This window comes from Pseudarthrobacter phenanthrenivorans (genome assembly GCF_000813845.1).
Taxonomy (GTDB): domain Bacteria; phylum Actinomycetota; class Actinomycetes; order Actinomycetales; family Micrococcaceae; genus Arthrobacter; species Arthrobacter phenanthrenivorans_B.
In genome coordinates, this window is the sequence record NZ_JWTB01000005.1 from 136,144 (window position 1) to 154,276 (window position 18,133).

At 63.8% G+C, this 18,133-nt stretch carries 14 protein-coding genes; 9 read left to right on the forward strand and 5 right to left on the reverse strand.

The annotated features are described in order from the left end of the window. Nucleotides 1-66 precede the first annotated feature (66 nt). From RM50_RS02540 to RM50_RS02555, 4 genes are all read right to left on the reverse strand, one after another. Nucleotides 67-1,476 carry an aldehyde dehydrogenase family protein gene (locus RM50_RS02540; protein ID WP_043449589.1) on the reverse strand — a complete coding sequence of 470 codons (1,410 nt, stop codon included), beginning with the start codon at nt 1,474-1,476 and terminating at the stop codon, nt 67-69. A gap of 46 nt (nt 1,477-1,522) precedes the next feature. Next, entirely contained in the window at nt 1,523-2,302 is a 780-nt protein-coding gene (locus RM50_RS02545) for an SDR family NAD(P)-dependent oxidoreductase (RefSeq protein ID WP_043449592.1), read from the reverse strand. A gap of 107 nt (nt 2,303-2,409) precedes the next feature. Next, nucleotides 2,410-3,210: a MoaF C-terminal domain-containing protein gene (locus tag RM50_RS02550; RefSeq protein ID WP_043449593.1), complete on the reverse strand. Its 801-nt coding sequence runs from the start codon at nt 3,208-3,210 to the stop codon at nt 2,410-2,412. Between the two features lie 49 nt (nt 3,211-3,259). Further along, nucleotides 3,260-4,714 (reverse strand): APC family permease, encoded by a 1,455-nt coding sequence (locus RM50_RS02555; RefSeq protein ID WP_043449595.1) that lies wholly within the window; start codon nt 4,712-4,714, stop codon nt 3,260-3,262. 216 nt (nt 4,715-4,930) lie between these two features. Between RM50_RS02555 and RM50_RS02560 the strand changes: the two genes are divergently transcribed. Together RM50_RS02560 and RM50_RS02565 are read left to right on the forward strand one after the other, a co-directional pair. Then, nucleotides 4,931-5,566, forward strand: a complete 636-nt coding sequence (locus RM50_RS02560; RefSeq protein ID WP_052259911.1) for a TetR/AcrR family transcriptional regulator — start codon at nt 4,931-4,933, stop codon at nt 5,564-5,566. A gap of 580 nt (nt 5,567-6,146) precedes the next feature. After that, the gene (locus tag RM50_RS02565; RefSeq protein WP_430929384.1) at nt 6,147-7,700 is read left to right on the forward strand and encodes an amino acid permease; all 1,554 of its coding nucleotides are present in this window, start codon (nt 6,147-6,149) and stop codon (nt 7,698-7,700) included. Between the two features lie 131 nt (nt 7,701-7,831). Here RM50_RS02565 and RM50_RS02570 read toward each other — a convergent pair whose 3' ends face one another. Further along, nucleotides 7,832-9,142 (reverse strand): NosD domain-containing protein, encoded by a 1,311-nt coding sequence (locus tag RM50_RS02570; protein ID WP_082006952.1) that lies wholly within the window; start codon nt 9,140-9,142, stop codon nt 7,832-7,834. A 399-nt stretch (nt 9,143-9,541) separates the two neighbouring features. Between RM50_RS02570 and RM50_RS02575 the strand changes: the two genes are divergently transcribed. The 7 genes from RM50_RS02575 to RM50_RS02605 all read left to right on the forward strand — a co-directional run bounded on the left by RM50_RS02575 (nt 9,542) and on the right by RM50_RS02605 (nt 17,849). Then, nucleotides 9,542-10,819, forward strand: a complete 1,278-nt coding sequence (locus RM50_RS02575; protein ID WP_043449600.1) for an ABC transporter substrate-binding protein — start codon at nt 9,542-9,544, stop codon at nt 10,817-10,819. An 80-nt stretch (nt 10,820-10,899) separates the two neighbouring features. Then, the gene (locus RM50_RS02580; RefSeq protein ID WP_043449602.1) at nt 10,900-11,787 is read left to right on the forward strand and encodes a carbohydrate ABC transporter permease; all 888 of its coding nucleotides are present in this window, start codon (nt 10,900-10,902) and stop codon (nt 11,785-11,787) included. Next, nucleotides 11,787-12,737, forward strand: coding sequence for a carbohydrate ABC transporter permease (locus RM50_RS02585; RefSeq protein WP_043449604.1), 951 nt, complete (start codon nt 11,787-11,789; stop codon nt 12,735-12,737). The genes RM50_RS02580 and RM50_RS02585 overlap by 1 nt, the downstream gene beginning before the upstream one ends. A gap of 86 nt (nt 12,738-12,823) precedes the next feature. Further along, nucleotides 12,824-13,867: a LacI family DNA-binding transcriptional regulator gene (locus tag RM50_RS02590; protein ID WP_043449606.1), complete on the forward strand. Its 1,044-nt coding sequence runs from the start codon at nt 12,824-12,826 to the stop codon at nt 13,865-13,867. A gap of 41 nt (nt 13,868-13,908) precedes the next feature. Further along, complete coding sequence (locus tag RM50_RS02595) at nt 13,909-15,489, forward strand: glycoside hydrolase family 32 protein (protein ID WP_043449608.1); 1,581 nt, start codon at nt 13,909-13,911, stop codon at nt 15,487-15,489. A 13-nt stretch (nt 15,490-15,502) separates the two neighbouring features. After that, a complete protein-coding gene (locus tag RM50_RS02600) occupies nt 15,503-16,453 on the forward strand; it encodes a carbohydrate kinase family protein (RefSeq protein WP_043449610.1) in 951 nt (316 codons plus the stop codon). Between the two features lie 55 nt (nt 16,454-16,508). Continuing rightward, the gene (locus tag RM50_RS02605) at nt 16,509-17,849 is read left to right on the forward strand and encodes a NosD domain-containing protein (protein WP_043449612.1); all 1,341 of its coding nucleotides are present in this window, start codon (nt 16,509-16,511) and stop codon (nt 17,847-17,849) included. Nucleotides 17,850-18,133 lie beyond the last annotated feature (284 nt).

An 18,133-nucleotide genomic window follows, 5' to 3' on the forward strand; every position in this document is an offset into this window, starting at 1 on the left:
TCGACCTTATTTAAAGGAGTGATACCCGCGCTTCAGCGAGCGGGTATCACTCCTTTTGCAGGTGGTCTAGCCGTTGATGACCTGCGGGACGCCGAGGTGCTTGAGCCCTTCGACGCCGAATTCCAGACCGTAGCCTGACTGCTTGGCGCCGCCAAAGGGGATACGTGGGTCGACGGCGCCGTGCCGGTTGATCCATACGGTCCCGGCTTCGATGCGGGCGGCGACTTCGCGGGCTGTTGCCGGGTCGGAGGACCAGACGGAGGCGCCGAGGCCGACGTCGAGGGCGTTTGCTTTCTGGATTGCTTCGTCGATGGTGCTGTAGCGGATGATGGGCAGGGCGGGGCCGAACTGTTCTTCGGCGACCAGGGGGTTGTCGTTGTCGATGTCCGCCACAAGCGTCGTGGGGTAGAAGTAGCCGGGCTGGTCCCTGTCCGGGTTCCCGCCGAGGAGGATGCGTGCTCCGGAAGCCCTCGCTGCCTCCACAAGGTTCGCTACGACGTCGTACTGTGCCTTGTTCTGCAGTGGACCCAGGACGTTGTTTTCGTCCAGGCCGTTGCCCATCGGCATGGCCTTGGCGACGGCGGTGAGTTCGTCGCAGACGGCGTCGTAGATGTCGTCGTGGACGTAGAGCCGCTTGAGCGCGGCGCAGGTTTGGCCGGTGTTGATGAAGGCGCCCCAGAACAGACCTTCGGCGATGGTCTTGGGATCGGCGTCGGGCAGGACGATGCCGGCGTCGTTTCCGCCCAGCTCCAGCGTGAGCCGCTTGACCGTATCGGCGGAAGACTTGATGATTTCCTTGCCGGCTGCGGTGGAGCCGGTGAACATCACCTTCCCGACAGCCGGGTGCTCGGCCAAACGGGCGCCAACGGTCCGGTCACCGGAGATGCCGGTCAGAATTCCTTCCGGTAGCTCCTCGTTGATGACCTTGAGCAGTGCCAGGACGGAGAGCGGGGTCATTTTTGATGGTTTGACCACGACGGCGTTGCCCATCCGCAGGGCCGGCGCGATCTGCCAGGTGGTGATCATCATGGGCCAGTTCCAAGGACCGATGGCTCCGACGACGCCGATGGGCCGGTAGTGCAGCTCTGCGCGCGTTTCGCCGTCGTCCACGACGATTTCCGGCTCCAGCGGCGTGGTGGCGGCAGCCCTCAGCCACGCGGCGCAGGCGCCGACTTCGAAGCGGGCATTGGGGCCGTTGAGGGGTTTGCCCTGCTCGCGGGAGAGCAGCTGGGCGAGTTCTTCGGCGGAGCGTTCGACGGCGTCGGCTGCTCTTAGGAGCGCGGCGGACCGGGCGTCGTGGCCCGTCGCGGCCCATGCCGGCTGCGCTGCGACGGCTGCGGAGACGGCCTGTTCCAGGTCCTCGAGCGTGTGGACGGGTGCTTCACCAACCGCGGTGCCTGTGGCGGGATCGAAAATTGTCCGGGATTCACCATTCTGCGGAGCGAGGCTGGCAAGCAGGGATTCATAGGTTTCCAAGGGGTACTCCTCTTCGAGCAGGGACGCTCCCTGCAGTGTTATCGGGTTAGGTTGAGGGGCTGGCGGTGAAGTCAAGTGAGGGCTGTGCCGAGCGGGCGATGTAGCCAAAGTCGGCGATCAGGGTTGTGCCGTTGACGGGGGAACTGACGGGTGAGGCGAGGAACAGGGCGTGTCCTGCGATCTGCCGGGGTTCGATGACGGGAAGGCCTGAGCCGGCGAAGCCGTCGTCGAAGCCGAGGTCTGCGCGGGACATGGGGGTGTCCACGATGCCTGGGCACAGGCAGTTGAACCGGATCGGTGGGTGGTCCACGGCGAGTGCCTTCGTTAGCATCACCACTGCCCCCTTGGATGCGGTGTAGGGGGCCATGCCTTCGTAGGCGACGAACGCTGAGTCCGAACCGAGGAACACCATGGACGCCACGGCGCTGTCACGCAGTAGGGGGACGCAGTACTTGGCAAGCAGGAAGTTCCCGCGGACGTTGACTGCCATGACACGGTCCCAGTCCTCGGCGGACACGTCTGTTGCGTTTTGTCCCACCGGGCCGGAGATACCGGCGCAGGCAATGACGGAGTCCAGTCCACCGTAGAGGTCCTCCACCGCTTCGGCGAGCATCCGGACATCTGCTTCGACGGTGAGATCGGCCTGGGCGAAGGAAACCTGGCGTCCGTCGTTGCGGAGCTGTTCTGCCGCGGCGGCGCCGTCGGGGTTGCGGTCGACGATGAGGATGTTTGCGCCCTCGGAGGCCAGAAGGTCAACGCAGGCCCGGCCTATCCCTGATTCGCCGCCTGTCACCATGACCACGCGGTCACGCAGCTGGATATCCATTAAAAGTCTCCGTTTCTTTGGTTGCCGGCTGCGCGCTATTGCCGGTTGGGCTCGTTGCCCTTTGCCCGGGGATGTCCGGCGCAGGTCCCGGACACCCCCTGCCGGGGCTAGTGCTTGTTGGTGTCCTGGGGGTACTCGGTGGTGTTCAGAACGCTGAGCCGGGAGTTGAAGGGCAGGATGACCGGTTCTTTGGCAGGGTCATCCCAGCCGAACATGCGTCCGATGGAGCGCTGTTCGCGCAGGTCCACAAGCAGGACAGCGTCAACGCACATGACTTTTTCGGTCCAGAAGAAGATGAAGAGATCCTCTGCTGCTTCCCACGTCATGCACCGGTCGGTGTCCGCCAGGCCCGCCTCGCCGCCGCGGACGCAGTTCCAGGTGAAGGTGCCTGGATTCAGATAGATGTGTTCGTAGGATTCGACGTCGCTGTAACGGTAGAAGATCCGCTTGCCGACCAGCCCGGACGAGCGTTCGTGCCGTGCCGCTGAGCCGTTGCTGTTGGTTTGGCTGAAGTCGGTGGTGCTCCGGGTGCGGTCGCCCGCGAGAACGAAGCGCGATACGCCGGAGGTCACCGCGCCGGTGTTCCGGTCCCAGATAATGGTGACGTTTTCTGCTGCGGGCCCCTCACCCCGGACGGAGTCGATGATGAAGATCCCGGGCCGGGCTTCGATGGCTTTGTAGCCTGCTGTTGCGCTGGTCTTCTCCTGGCCGCGCTGCGTGGTCCAGGTCAGGGAGGATTCGGTGTCGAAGGTGTACTCATCGACACCGTCTTCGGCCGGGATGCTCAGGGCGGTCCCGGTGAGGGCGTGCGAGGCGGGGAGTGTCTGGTCGCCGAAGCCTTCGAGCATGGCGGAAACCGGGGGCCACTCCTCTTCGGGGATGTAGTCCTGAATGTCGGTTGAAGTCATGGTGTGTTCCTTGTTCTTTTTATCGTGTGGGGACAGGTTGTACGGCTGGTCAGCCGATGACCGCGGCGAAGTTGATCGAGGGCTTTTGTGCTCCCCGGGCGATTCCGGCCACGAAGAAGAGGGGGATACCGAGCAGAAGCCAGCGTGCAACGCCGCCGGCGCCGCCGAGCAGGGCGTCGTAGTTATCCAGCGTCAGGTATCCGATGACGATGAATGCGAGGAATGACAGGGAGGGTGCGATGACCGTGACCCAGAGGTTGTCCCGCATGCCGTTCCTGGCGAAGAAGAGCACTATCGCGGCTGAGGTCACCAGCAGGATGGTGATGAAGCCGGCTGTTCCCAGGGCGACGAACCAGGAGAAGACGGTGGTGATGGGGTCGGCTCCTGCGAGCAGGAAGATGCTGTTGACGGCGAGGACGACGACTCCGTTGATGAACCCGGCCACGTGCGGGGCCCCGGTCTTGGAGACGGCGGAAAGCTTCTGAGGCAAAGCGCCGGCGCGGCCAAGGGAGAAGAGGTAGCGGGAGAACATGTTGGCGAGGCCGAGGAGCATGGCCAGGAAGCTGGTAACTACCAGGATCTGCATGGTCATGCTCAGCCAGTAGCCTGCGCTGGTCTCGGCCACGTCGAAGATCATGCCGGCGGGGTTGTCCGTGGCGACGGTCTGGATGTTGTCGATGCCGATGGCGCCGCTGATGGCCCATGTGGACATAGTGTAGAAGATGCCCACGAAGGCGATGACGAAATAGGCGGCGCGGGGAATAGTGCGGCGGGGTTCTTTTGCTTCTTCGGCGAAGACGACCGTTGCTTCAAAGCTGGTGAAGCAGGCGAACGCAAAGAGCAGGGAGATTCCCAGGCCGGGTCCGAAGACGTTGGAACCATTGAAGCCCTCGAAGGTGAAGATGCTGATGCCCTTTTGGGCGATGAGGGACACCACAAGGGCAGCGACTGCAAAGGCCTCGCCGACAATGAGAACTCCCAGCACTTTGAGGCTGGCGTCGACTCCGCGCATGGTCAGCGCGGTCACTACTGCGAGCAGCACGGCGATCCAGAGGTAGACCGGGATGTTAAGACCGGTGATTCCTTCAATCAGGAGCTGGGCGAAGACGCCGAACTGGGACCACAGCCCGATTTGCAGGCTGAGGTAGGTCACGATGGCAATCCCAGCACCACCGGTCGCCCATTTCGTTCCGAGCCCTTTGGCCATGTATGCGACAAAACCACCGGCGTTGGTAATGTACCGGCTCATTCGGAGGTAGCCGACGGAGAAGAGGGCAACAAGCAACGCAGCAATAACGTAGATGACCGGTGTTCCGGCCCCAGAGGCAGAGAATAGGACCGGACTGGCGCCCACCACGGCAGCCATGGGCGCTGCCGCGGCAATGGCGAAAAAGGCAATGGCAAGGACGCCAAGTTTGTTGGCTCTCAAACCCATCGGACCGGCGGAGTCCCCGCGCTCTTCCAACCCAATGCTCGTCGGTACGTCGACTGATTCTTGATTCATGCGATGGCTCTTTCGGGAGTGCACGGGCGTTGGGCCGGTGCGGGAGAAATGGTGCCCCTGTTTCTGCGCGTCAGTGCGCCGAACAATCCGGGGAAGAAGCTGATAGCAATCGAGCAAAGCTGTAAGTGACCTCGGCCACACCAAGAACTATACGTTTGTATAGTTCTGGGTGTCAACGTCTCCCTGTCGATCAGTTGCGGGAACTAGACTTAGTGGATGACCCAGCCTCAGTCTTCGATCCGCTTGCCCTACGGGGATGGACGCGAAGCATTGCTCTCGGCAGTCATTGCCGTGGTGGGGGAGCGGGGGCTGAAGGGGATCAGCTATCGTTCGGTAGCGGGCCGTGCCGGCGTCAACCACACCCTCATCCGGCACCATTTCGGCTCGATCGAAGGCCTCCTGGCTGCCACCATGGAATGGGCTGTACAACGGTCAATTGAAGAGACCGGCCTTGAGCGGATCGCCGACTTTGACGACGATTTTGCCGACTCGCTCATCAAGACAGTGTCCGCCGAGCCGGAACTGCAACTCTTCCAATTTGAGATGCTGCTGGAATCCCGGCGAAACCCGGAGGTGCGGCGCCTGGTGGAACGGCTTTACGCCAACTACATGCGGACTGTTGAAGAAGCTCTACAGCAGCGGGGCCTGCCCGCAGACAACGCGGTTGCCCTTGCCATCTTCGCTGCACTGGATGGTCTGATGCTCCAATTCCTGACCATCAGCGATCCCGTAAAGATCAGGGCCGCAGTTATTCAAGTTGGTCGCATGGTTGCCGCCCTGGAAGAACCCAACGCCAGCTCCCGTCGGACCGCGCGTGAGCTGCAGCAAGTACCGGATGCGGGAAGCCGATAGGCCCGCGCTTCCTGAAGTAGAGCGTCCCGGCCCCGGCGCCATCAGGTGTGAGCGTCGTCTTTTGATTTTGGTGGCGCCAGTACAGCTCCATGCCGGGATGAGCCCTTATCAGCTCGACAACTGCACTTGTTCTCACGCTGAATAAGATCAGTAACTCTTATGCTCAGTCCTCCCGCCGGCTGGTCACGCATAAGAGGTTGGCTGCTATGCGGTGCAACAAACAATTCACCAACTGTCCCTCCATTCACATGTGTTAGCTTGATCACCATCCTTCCCGCCCAGGAGCGCCGGAAGGCTGAATCCACCGCACCTACCTTTTCGGAGGCACTATGAGGCTTTGCTCCCACGCGCTCGAAATCAATAGAAATCTTTCCCGCCGGACCCCTGGCATTGGCCCGGATTCGGTCCCGGCGACGCCCATGCCGACCAGGGACTTCACTCCGTCTACCGGAACCCGCGGAATGGTGCCGGTCTGCCCGCTCGACGCGTCAGTCACCGTTGCCTGCACTGATCGAGCTGCCGACATGGCAATCCTCGACCCGGGCGCGCCACTCCACGTGGGGGGTGCGGCGTGACATCACTGGGCGGGACTTCCCTTGACGTCAAGGACGACGCAGCAACACAACACGCACCTTCCCCCACGGAAACGTCGGCTCCCGGGTCCGCTGTCACCACGAACGGGCTCAGACGCGGGCTCACCAGCCGTCATCTGCAGATGATCGCCATCGGCGGCGCGATTGGTACCGGTCTGTTCGTAGCCTCGGGCAGCACCATTTCACAGGCTGGGCCCGGCGGCGCCCTCGTTGCTTACGCGTTGGTGGGCCTGATGGTATTCCTGACAATGCAGTCACTGGGCGAAATGTCGGCCCGGATACCAGTCGCCGGCTCCTTCCAGTCTTTTGCCACCCGCTTCGTCTCGCCGTCTTTTGGCTTCGCAATCGGCTGGAACTACTGGTTCAACTGGGCCATCACGGTAGCGGCGGAACTGGTGGCGGCCGGAATCATCATGGACTTCTGGTTCCCAGGCGTGCCGGGATGGGTCTGGGCGGGGATCTTCCTGGTGATGCTGACCGGCCTCAACGCCCTCTCGGCAAAGTCATTCGGCGAGTCGGAGTTCTGGCTCTCGGCGGTAAAAGTGGGCGCGGTGGTGCTCTTCCTGATCGCAGGGGTGCTGATGATTTTCGGCATCCTCGGCGACAACTCCCCGGGGCTGAGCAACTGGGAAAACCGCGGTGACGTGTTCCACGGGGGCTGGGTTTCGATAGTCTCAGTCTTCATGGTCGCCGGCTTCTCTTTTCAAGGGACCGAGCTGGTGGGTGTCGCAGCAGGCGAAGCCAAGAACCCGCGGCGCGAGGTGCCGAAGGCCATCCGCACAGTGTTTTGGCGCATCATGCTGTTCTACATCGGTGCCATATTCATCATCGGGTGCCTGATTCCTTTCACGGATCCGAGCCTGCTGGCTTCCGGCGAAGCCGACGTAGCGTCGTCGCCATTTACCCTGGTCTTCTCCCGTGCCGGCGTCGCCTTCGCGGCTGCCCTGATGAACGCAGTGATCCTGACTGCCATCCTGTCGGCGGGCAACTCCGGACTCTACGCCTCAACCCGCATGCTTCACGCCATGGCCCACGACGGCATGGCCCCGAAGATCTTCGGACTACTTAATGCACGCGGAGTGCCAATCCCGGCCCTGTTGGCCACTGCGGCGGTGGGTCTGTTCGGGTTCCTTTCGGCGCTGATCGGCCAAGGCACCGCCTACTCCTGGCTCCTGAACATGTCGGGCCTGTGTGGCTTCATCGTGTGGGCGGGGATTGCCCTCTCGCACTATCGCTTCAGGCGTGGTTTCCTGGCCCAGGGAAACAACGTCCAGGACCTGCCGTACAAAGCTGCCCTTTTCCCCGTCGGCCCCCTGTTGGCCTTCGCTTTGCTGATCCTGGTTATTGCAGGACAAAACTACGAAGCTGTCCTGGCCGGACGAACAGCAGAGGTGCTCTCCTCCTATATTGGGCTGCCCATCTTCCTCGCCCTGTGGCTGGTTCACCGCTACAAGACTAAATCCAGAGTGGTCCCGCTGCTCGAAATGGACCTCGCGCCGCCTCAGGGCCTCGACGACGTCGCCAGGAGCGCCAAGCCGTGACCCTGGCGAGGTTGGCCTAGGGAACTCCACCCGGATCCCCAGCTCATCTTGGTCCGGGTGCGTTTTTGGCCTCAGTACAGCCGTCTTCACTGCCACCTGGTTGGCAGCGAAGGCGGCTGTACTGTTCCCAATTAAGGTGTAGGCCGGATGGCAGTATCACCGCTGTAGGAAGTGACCGTGGAAGCAGGGCCACTGTCCAGCACCTTCGACCGGACCGTGGAAGCGTCCAGGACGACGTGCTGGGCTTCAACGTTGCTCACCACATGGGTACTGGCCACCACGTTGCTGTTGCCCCCGGCGATGAGGACCATTGTGGGCTGGGCGTTCGCCGGTACAACCTTGTCGGGCGAGACGTCGTAGGCGATGAGGTTATTGGAGAAGAGGTTGTTGTCGCCCTCGATATGAACCACTCCGTACAGATCGTCCAGGCCATTGGATCTACCGAGGAACGGCGGGAAGCCCTCCATGCCCCGGCGGAAGTGATTGCCCGTGATCAGGTTTTCCTTGCAGTTGTTGGTGAGCCGCATCATGCCGGGGGAGAAACCCTGGAACCTGTTCGAAGACACCGAGCACCTGTTGCAGCCAGTCAGCTCGACCAGGCTCCGGCCCCGGGGAAATAGGTTGTTGCCGGTGATGAGCAGACCCTCGTGGTTCTCCGCCAGCAGGGTGGCCCCCTCCGGGCCGGCTCCCATGAGGTTGTTGCTGACGATTGTTGCCTGTCCGGCGCCGGTAAGTTCAACGCAGCTGCCGCATTCGGCGATCATGTTGTCGTGGACACGCAGGGCATCGGCGCCGTGGACTATGAGTGCGTGCTCAAGATACACAAAGCCCATGCCCGTGATGTGGAAGGAATCGTTGTCCGACGCGACTTCAATGCCCGTCCTGCCGTTCCGGTAGCTGTTGCCGTCCGGCGGGAACTCCACGCCATCAAGGCAGAAGTCCCGGAAGACGACCCCGGACAGGCGTGGACTCCCCGGACGGCGAACAAGGAAGGCCTGCGGCGCTGTTGACGGAGTGAGGACGCGGATATGGCTGCCGCCAGGCTGCAGCTCGAGCCAGCCGGTGGTGTCCACGTTGTCCTTGATGCTGCGGGAGAAGAACCCGTGCCCAAAGCCGGCAATGGTCAGGAAACTGATGTCAACGATCACTTGGGTCCGAAGATCGTAGTCGCCAGGGGGAATGGTGATCACGGCGCCCGGCCGGCTGCCTGCCGTGGCCTGGCGCCTCTTGATGTCCGCGATGATGTCATTGGTCACCGCACCAACGTCCACCTGTGCGGTCACCTCCGGCCGGCCCTTGACCTTCCAGGACGTGACATCGTACATGTTGGATCCTTCCGGGTTGTCCGCGGCGTGTGCAGGTGCCGCAGCGCCGAGGGCCAGCGCTCCGGTAAAGGTGGCTGCAGCGCCGGCGGCCAGCAGCCGGCGCCGGCTCGGATCCATCTCTGCCAACTTGTTGTGCGTCAACGCTTTTCTCCTCAATGCAGTGTGGAATGTATGGCTGTCCGGCACGGCAAGGCACGATTTTTTGCAGCACAGGACGGCGGGTGTCTTGGTGGCCTCTATGCATGCGCCGGCAAGTAAGGGAGCTCCTTGCTCACGTGGAGCCACATCAGTTAGGCGCAGGCCAAACCGATTTGGCGTGACCGGATAGTTCGAGGCTAGGAGGGCCGCGCGGGAACTGTCAACGCCAAAATGTTCCACTGTTTTTGGCACAGCAGTGACCCTTGACACTCCAACTCGAGCCGATCTACAGTGAATGCCAAGTCGTTTTGGCAAAACGATTTTTCACCCCAAAGCTCATACTCACCATTCCGTTCGAGAGAAAGTGAGTCGACAGAGATGTCCACTCGTAGAATCATCAACAGGCTCGCCATTGGCGGCATCTGCACCGCCGTCGCCCTGGTCGCCTCCGGGTGCGGCGCAGGGGGTCCCGCCGCCACATCGGGAAGCGCCGGCAGCAACACCGTCAACGTCCTGGTCGAGGCCGGCGGCCACGCCGAATTGACCGGCGTCGCCGAACAGTGCAAGAAAGACGCCGGTGTTGACGTCAACTTCGTCGAACTGCCCTACGACGGCATGTTCAACCGGCTCTCCAGCGAGTTCTCCTCAGGCAACGTCTCCTTCGACGTCGCCGCGCTGGACTCGGTCTGGCTCCCCAGCTTCAAGGACGCCGTCCAGCCCATCGACGAACTCTTCACCGATGAAGCAAAGAAGGACATCTTCCCGGCCCTGGTCAAGGAAGCCAATGTGGACGGGCACTTCATCGGCATGCCGGCCTGGACCAACGCCGAAATCATCCTGTACCGCAAGGACCTCTTCGAGGACGCCAAGAACAAGGCCGACTTCAAGGCCAAGTACGGCTACGACCTCGCCGCCCCCACCACGTGGAAGCAGTACCAGGACATCTCCGCCTTCTTCACAAAGGACGGCATGTATGGCACCGACGTGAAGGGCGGCGTGGAGACCGAATGGCTGGCCCACGTCCTGCAGGCCGGTTCCCCGATGGTCTTGGACGGCGACAAGGTGGTCATCGACAACGCCGCCCACAAGGAAGCCCTGGACTTCTACACCAGCCTGGTCAAGGATGCGCCCTCCGGCGCAGCGCAGGTGGACTGGGCCGCCGCGCAAAACCTGTTCAATCAGGGCAAGACGGCGATGACCCGCTTCTGGGCGCACGCCTACCGCCAGATCCCCAAGGACTCCGCCGTGGCAGGCAAGGTCGGAGCCGCCCCGATGATCGCCGGATCAGCCGGCGTCGGCGGCGTCCCCGGTCCCTGGTACCTCACCGTCCCCAAGGCCACCAAGAAGACCGAGGCCGCCAAGAAGTTCGTCAAGTGCGCCTACGACTACAACGACAAAGGCATCGAATCGAACCTGGGCCTGGCGGCACGCATCTCAGCCTTCCAGAAGTACCAGGACCAGCCCGGCTACGAGAGCTTCAAGCCGCTGATCGAGACCCTTAACGGCAAGGCCACCGCCACCCGCCCGGCCACCGAAAAGTGGCAGCAGATCGTGGACACCGTCCTGGTGCCCATGCTGCAGAAGGCCGTCGCCGGCGGTGACTCGGCCACCCTCCTCGCTGACGCCAAGAAGCAGATCGAGGCCCTCCTCAAGTAAGACCCCCGCGGCCGGCACCTGCCGATGCGGCATCGCAAGAGCGGTGCCGGCCGCGGCCCCAACCAGCGGAAGAGAAAACCGTGCGTATCTCCGATCGCCGCTTTGCATTGTTCCTGATGACACCAGCGGCGCTGTTCCTGGCAGTTTTTGTGGCCTTCCCCCTGTTCCGCCTGGTGGCGGACAGCTTCTTCAAGATTTCCCCGATCGCCGGCGGTCCCCGCGACTTCGTGGGTTTGGACAACTACTTCAGGGCGTTCGCCTCCGAGGCCTTCACCGGCGCCGGGTGGCGCACCCTTGCCTACACCCTGGTGGTGGTGACTCTCGAGTTCGCACTGGGCCTTGGCATGGCACTGCTGTTCACCATGCTGGGCCGCAGCTCCCAGATCTGGCGGACCGTGTTTATGTACCCGCTGATGATCGCGCCGATCGTGGCGGGCCTGCTCTGGAAGTTCCTGATGATCGACAACTTCGGCCTCATCGGGACGCTCCTGCACCAGGCGGGCATCCTGTCCAACCCCAACCAGATCGGCTGGCTGTCCGATCCCGGCATCGTGCTGTTCTCGGTGGCCATCCCGGACATTTGGCTGACCACCTCGTTCATGTGCCTGGTGCTCTTCGCCGGGCTGCAGAACATTCCCGGAGACCTGATCGAAGCGGCCCGGCTGGATGGCGCCCGGGCCCCCGCGCTTTTGTTCCGGATCATCCTTCCGCTGCTCCGCCCCGTCATCGCCGTCGCCCTGGTTGTCCGCGGCATTGATGCGGCCAGGGCCTTCGACACCATTCTCATCCAGACCAACGGAGGCCCCCAATCCGCCTCGGAGACCATGAGCCTGCTGATCTACCGCACCATGATCCGGTTCGGCGATCCCGGTTTGGCAAGCGCCATGGGCACCATCTACCTGCTGGCGATGCTCGCCGTCGCGTTCTTCGCGGTGGCAACCATCTGGCGGCCAGGAAAGGACTCCTGATGAGCACCGCACCTACCATTAAGCACGACGCCGGGACGCGGCGGAAGGCGTCCACGGCACCTGCCGCCGGCAGCGGCACCGTCCAGCTGCGGACACGCCGCGGCGTCAACAGGGAAGGCCTGGAAGCCGGCCGGCGGGGCACCCGCACCCTGCTGTGGGTCCTCCTCGCAGCGGCCATGGTGCTCTACGGGTTCCCGTTCCTGTACCTGCTGTTCACGTCCTTCAAGACACCGATCGACACCATCGCCGTCCCGCCCACCATCCTGCCCCGGGAATGGACCCTGGAAAACTACGCCAATGCCCTGGGCCGCAGCGGCGTACCGGCGTCGTTCATCAACAGCATCCAGACGGCCGTCATCAGCACCGTGCTCTCACTGGTGCTGGCGGTGCCGGCGGCCTACGGCATCACCCGGTACAAGACCTTGAGCGGCCGGATCTTCATCATGGCCGCCCTGGTAACCCGCATGGTGCCGCCCGTGGCCATCGGCATCCCGCTGGCGTCCATGATGGCGTCCATGGGCCTTGCCGACACCCCCATCGCGTTGTCCATTGCGCACACCACCATCTCGCTTCCGCTCTCTATCTGGCTGATGTCCAGCTTCTTTGAGGCTGTGCCGAAAGACCTGGAGGAGGCCGCGACGGTGGATGGCTGCAGCAGGCTGGGTGCGTTGTGGCGGGTGGTGATCCCGGTGGTTTCCGGCGGCATCGCCGTCACCGCGATCTTCGCCTTCCTGGCCTCCTGGAACGAGTTCCTGTTCGCCCTGCTGATGACGGCAATCAGGTCCCAGACCACACCCGTGGTGATCGCCAACTTCCAGACCCAGTTCGGCCTGGACTGGGGATCCATGACAGCGCTGGCCGCCGTCTACTCCATCCCGGTCATCCTCCTCACCCTCCTGCTGCAGCGCAAGATCGTGGCAGGCATGACGCTGGGAGCGGTCAAGGGCTAGCGCCGTCAAGGGCTAGCCAACAAAGCAACGAGTAGCCTACTGGTAACCCCCAGGGGCATCACCGACCATAAGGACGTGGGACGCACATGAGTAACAGGAACATCGGAATTAAGGACGTGGCCGTCGCCGCCGGCGTGTCCGTGACCACCGTGTCCCACGTCCTCAACGAGGTCTCCTATGCGCGGATCAGTCCCGAAACCCGGGACAAGGTCCGGTCCGTGGCCGAGCAGCTGGGCTACGGCCCCAACCGCCTTGCCCAGGCCCTCCGCACCCAAAGGACCGGCATGCTGGGCCTGGTCAGCGAGGACATCGCCACCACGCCCCACGCGGGCAGGATCATCCTGGGTGCCGACGAGGCCGCCAAGGCCAGGGGTTACAACCTCATGATCATCAACACCTCCGGCTCGGCCACCCTGGAGTCCCGGCAGGCCGACGTCGAAGCCCTCCTGGAACGCCGGGTTGACGGGATTCTGTACGCCACCATGTACCACCGGACCGTCAAGCTGCCGGCCAACCTGGGCAGCGTTCCGTCCATCCTGGTGGACTCCGTGGCCACCGACGGAAACATCACAGCCGTGATTCCGGACGAGGAAGGCGGGGCGCGCGCGGCCGTGCAGGCGCTCCTCGAAGCAGGCCACACCCAGGTGGGGTTCATCAACAACACCGATGATGTCCCCGCCACGAGGCAGCGGCTCCAGGCTTTCCGGGCGGCGTTGACGGAGGCAGGGCTCGACGGCGGCGCGGCACCTGTGGAGTCGGCAGTCTCCGAGGTGCACGGCGGCTACGAGGCAGCCCTGCGGATCCTGTCCCGCGGCGACCGGCCCACCGGGCTTTTCTGCTACAACGACCGAATGGCGATGGGTGCCTACCGGGCCGCCGCGGAGCTGGGACTCTCCATCCCCGCCGACCTTTCCGTGGTGGGCTTTGACGACCAGGAACTGATCGCGGCCAACCTCCACCCGGGCCTGACCACCGTGGCCCTGCCCCACTACGAGATGGGTGCCTGGGCGACGGAACACCTGATTGACGCCGTCGAGGGGAAAACGGACCTTTCCCTCATGGCCCTCCACCCGACCATCCTGGGGTGCCCGCTGGTACGCCGTGATTCCATCGCGGCGCCACCCCGCTGAGCAGCCCACCCTTTCCACTTCCACAGAGGACCGCACGAAACATGTCCACCTTCCTTGATGCCGCACGCCCGGAGACACCTCCGGCCGGGACCGCCAGGTTCCGTCCGGCCATCCACTTCACAGCACGGGACACCTGGCTGAACGACCCCAACGGCCTGGTCTTCCACAACGGCCTTTACCACCTCTTCTTCCAGAACAACCCGTACGGCAACGTGTGGGGCAACATGTCCTGGGGCCACGCCACCTCGCCGGACCTGGTGCACTGGACGGAACACCCTGTCGCCATCGCGTGCGATGAGGCTGAGGACATCTTCTCCGGCAGTGTGGTGGTGGACCACGGCAACACCTCCGGCTTCGGCACGGCAGGCGCACCTGCCCTCGTGGCCATCTACACCAGCGCCTACAAGACCGCGTCGGAACACCACGGCACGCAGGCGCAGTCCCTGGCTTACAGCGTGGACGCCGGCTTGACGTGGCAGAAGTACGACGGAAACCCTGTCCTTACCCGGAACTCCGCGCACTTCCGCGACCCCAAGGTCTTCCGCTACCAAGGGGAGCAGGGTGCCTGCTGGATCATGGTCGCCGTGGAAGCGCAGCACCAGAAGGTGGTCCTCTACCGGTCCGAGGACCTCAAATCGTGGGACTTCCTCAGCGAGTTCGGCCCGGCCAACGCCGACGCCGGTGAATGGGAGTGCCCGGACCTCTTTCCGCTCCCGGTGGACGGAGACCCGGACAATACCAAATGGGTCCTGATCGTGAACGTTAATCCCGGTGCGGTTGCTGGAGGTTCGGGCGGCCAGTACTTCGTGGGCCAGTTCGACGGCGTCCGCTTCGTTCCGGACGCAGGCTCCGTGGCGGTGCCGGGCGGGGTCAGCGCCCTGGACGCTTCAGCCGCAGCCGCAGCACTGCGCCAATGCCTGTGGCTTGACTGGGGCCGCGACTGCTACGCCTCCGTGTCCTTCAGCGACGCCCCCGACGGTCGGCGCATCATCATCGGCTGGATGAACAACTGGGACTACGCCAACGAACTGCCCACCGCCCCCTGGCGCTCCTCAATGACCCTCGCCCGCGAGGCCCGCCTTACCCTGGTCGACGGCGCAGCCCGCCTTGTCCAGCGACCGGTCCTGGCACGCCCCGGCGAAGAAGAAGGCCTTCCCGCCGCCGCCCCGCTCATGACCATGGGTGTTACAGCGTTGAACGGGAAGGCCCTCCGGCTGCCGGATGCGGTCCCCGGCGCCGCCCAGGTCATCCAGGCCGACATTGATCCGGGCGGCGCTCATCGCGTCGAGCTCCGGATCTTCGGCAGCAGCGACGGGACCCACGGTGCAGTGCTCAGCTACGACACGGCCCGTGCACAACTCAGCCTTGACCGCCGGCAGTCGGGGGACACCGGCTTCCACGCCACCTTCCCTTCCGCCGAATCAGCCCCGCTGGTCCTCGACGACGGCGTCCTTAAGCTGCAAATCGTCGTCGACCATTGCTCCGTGGAGGTCTTTGCGCAGGGCGGCACGGTGGTCCTGACTGACCTCGTCTTCCCCGCGGCGGAACACCGGCAGTCCTGGCTGTCCGCCGAGGGAGGCCCAGCCACCATCCTGAACCTCGCAGTCTCAACACTTACCTAAGGAAAGGTCCAGAATGTCACCAGCCCAGCACCTCCATGGCGACCCTGCACGGGGCGCCGATGTGGTCGTCGTCGGCGAAGCGCTGATGGACATCGTCGTTACGTCCGCGGGCACTGTGGAGCACCCCGGCGGATCGCCGGCCAACGTTGCCTACGGGCTCGGGCGGCTGGGTGTGGCCACCGCCCTGCTGACCTCGATCGGCCGCGACCCGCGCGGCGCGGCCATCCAGCAGCATCTGGGCAGCGCCGGCGTCGAACTCCTGCCCGGTTCCAAAGGGCCCGGCCGGACCGCCACGGCCACGGCAACCCTGGCGTCCGACGGGTCCGCGCACTACGACTTCGACATCCGCTGGGACCTTCCTGGGACGGCGCCGGCCACCCTGCCCAAAATCCTGCACACCGGTTCGATCGCCACTTTCCTGGCCCCGGGCGCGGCAGCAGTACGCGGGCTCCTGGAGCAGGCGCACCAGCGCTGCGTGGTCACCTACGACCCCAATATCCGTCCGGCCCTGCTCGGCAGCCATTCCGAGGCCAGGATGATTTTTGAGGAACTGATCCCGTTCACCGAGGTGGTCAAGCTCAGCGACGAGGATGCCCACTGGCTCTATCCCCGGCAGCCGCTGGAGCAGATTTCACGCCACATCCTGGGCCTCGGCGCCGGGCTGGTGGCCATCACCAGGGGAGCGGACGGGTCCATGCTGACGACGCGGGACGCCCGCGTGCTGGTTCCCCCGGTCACAGCCACAGTGGCGGACACCATCGGCGCGGGCGACTCATACATGTCCGCCCTGATCTACGGACTCCTCCTGCGCGGGGCCGACGGCCTGGCGCCGTCGGTGCTGGAAGCGCTGGGCCGGATGGCATCCAAGGCCGCCGCGATCACCGTTGGCCGGCCCGGCGCCCAGCCGCCAACGTTGGACGAACTGCAGTCAGATGCAGCGGACCGGCAGCCCGCACACCAGTGAAACGCAAGCACCAGTGGGAAACCAAGCACCCGTGAGAAGACCAAGGGAAGACGCAATGTCCAGCAACAACTATTACGACGTGACGGCGTGGCCCATCGGCAACCCGGTCAAGGACGTCGGCGAAGTCATCAACAGCATCATCGCGGACATCAAGGAGCGGCAGTCGGGCACCGATGTGGACAACGGCGGAAAACCGGGTGCGGTGATCTACCTGCCGCCGGGGGACTACCACCTGCGCACGCAGGTGGTGATCGATATCAGCTTCCTGCGGATCGAGGGTGCGGGGCACGGCTTCACGTCGTCGAGCATCCGCTTCAACGTTCCCCGCGAGGAGTGGGCCGGACTGCACGAACTGTGGCCGGGCGGCAGCAGGATCCTGAATGACATTCCCGTCGACGCCAACGGGGAGGAAGCCAGGGGAGCGGCCTTCTACATCGAGCGAAGCGGCAGCCCGCGGATCAGTTCGGTGGAATTCGCCAATTTCTGCATCGACGGGCTGCACTTTGTCCCGGACGGCTCGGAGCTGGCCCCGGAGAACAGCTACGTCAACGGCAAGACCGGGATCTTCGTGGCCGGCGCCAACGACTCCTTCCGCATCAACGGCATGGGGTTCGTTTACCTGGAGAACGCACTGACCATCCACAACGCTGACGCGCTGTCCATTCACGACAACTTCATCGCCGAATGCGGCAGCTGCATCGAGCTGCGCGGGTGGGGCCAGGCGTCGAAGATCACCGACAACCTGATCGGTGCGGGCTTTAAGGGCTACTCGATCTACGCGCAGAACCATGGCGGGCTCCTGGTTACCGCGAACAACGTCTTCCCCCGCGGAGCCAGCAGCGTCCACCTGGAGGGCGTAACACGGTCAAGCATCAGCAACAACCGGCTGCACTCGTTTTATCCCGGGATGGTGGTCCTCGACGCCAACAGTTCCGAAAACCTGGTCGCCACCAACCACTTCCTGCGGGACCACGAACCGTGGACGCCCTTCCTGGGGATCGACAACGGGCTGGACGACCTCACCGGGCTGCTCAGCGTCAGCGGCAACAACAATTCGGTCATCGGGAACCACTTCTCCGAGGTCATCGACGCCCAGACCATCCGGCCGGAAGGAGCCACACCGGTCATCATCCGGCTGCTGGAGGGGACGGGCAACTTCGTCTCCAACAACCACGTGGTGGCACTGGACGTTAATGCCACCTCGAGTGACTCCTGCTTTGAGGCGCAGGTGGACGCCTTGCTGGCCACGGGCGCTGCGGGCGGACTCGCCGTGACGGCTGTACAGGTCGATGCCGGCTCCGCCCGCAACACCATCCTTGACTCCGGAACCGATGCCCAGGTGGTCCTCGACAAGGCCGCGAACGCCTTCAGGCCCACCCCGACGATCGGACCGTAGCGGCAGTCTTCCCGGCTGTCGGCGCCTCTTCTGGCGTCTGGCGGACACGAAGTCGCCCTCGACCGGACACCGGCCGAGGGCGACTCCCAATTCAGCGGCCGCTTGATGCAGCCTGAGGTATCAGGGTTCACAGGTGAACTGCCAGATACCTGGGATGTCCCTGTCCACAAAGGCTGAGGCGATCCCTGCCTCTATTCATTCCTGTTGTGAAGCTCCAGCAATTCGTGATTGCAGTGCAGCAGCAACTCGTGCCTGTAGTGGAGGCCTATCCACGGCGATGCAGC

What these genes read in the sequence shown, in the direction of transcription:
- RM50_RS02545 (WP_043449592.1), bottom strand. Translation starts at nt 2,302, where the DNA reads ATGGATATCCAGCTGCGTGACCGCGTGGTCATGGTGACAGGCGGCGAA.
- RM50_RS02550 (WP_043449593.1), bottom strand. Translation starts at nt 3,210, where the DNA reads ATGACTTCAACCGACATTCAGGACTACATCCCCGAAGAGGAGTGGCCC.
- RM50_RS02555 (WP_043449595.1), bottom strand. Translation starts at nt 4,714, where the DNA reads ATGAATCAAGAATCAGTCGACGTACCGACGAGCATTGGGTTGGAAGAG.
- RM50_RS02560 (WP_052259911.1), top strand. Translation starts at nt 4,931, where the DNA reads ATGACCCAGCCTCAGTCTTCGATCCGCTTGCCCTACGGGGATGGACGC.
- RM50_RS02570 (WP_082006952.1), bottom strand. Translation starts at nt 9,142, where the DNA reads ATGGATCCGAGCCGGCGCCGGCTGCTGGCCGCCGGCGCTGCAGCCACC.
- RM50_RS02575 (WP_043449600.1), top strand. Translation starts at nt 9,542, where the DNA reads ATGTCCACTCGTAGAATCATCAACAGGCTCGCCATTGGCGGCATCTGC.
- RM50_RS02585 (WP_043449604.1), top strand. Translation starts at nt 11,787, where the DNA reads ATGAGCACCGCACCTACCATTAAGCACGACGCCGGGACGCGGCGGAAG.
- RM50_RS02590 (WP_043449606.1), top strand. Translation starts at nt 12,824, where the DNA reads ATGAGTAACAGGAACATCGGAATTAAGGACGTGGCCGTCGCCGCCGGC.
- RM50_RS02595 (WP_043449608.1), top strand. Translation starts at nt 13,909, where the DNA reads ATGTCCACCTTCCTTGATGCCGCACGCCCGGAGACACCTCCGGCCGGG.
- RM50_RS02600 (WP_043449610.1), top strand. Translation starts at nt 15,503, where the DNA reads ATGTCACCAGCCCAGCACCTCCATGGCGACCCTGCACGGGGCGCCGAT.
- RM50_RS02605 (WP_043449612.1), top strand. Translation starts at nt 16,509, where the DNA reads ATGTCCAGCAACAACTATTACGACGTGACGGCGTGGCCCATCGGCAAC.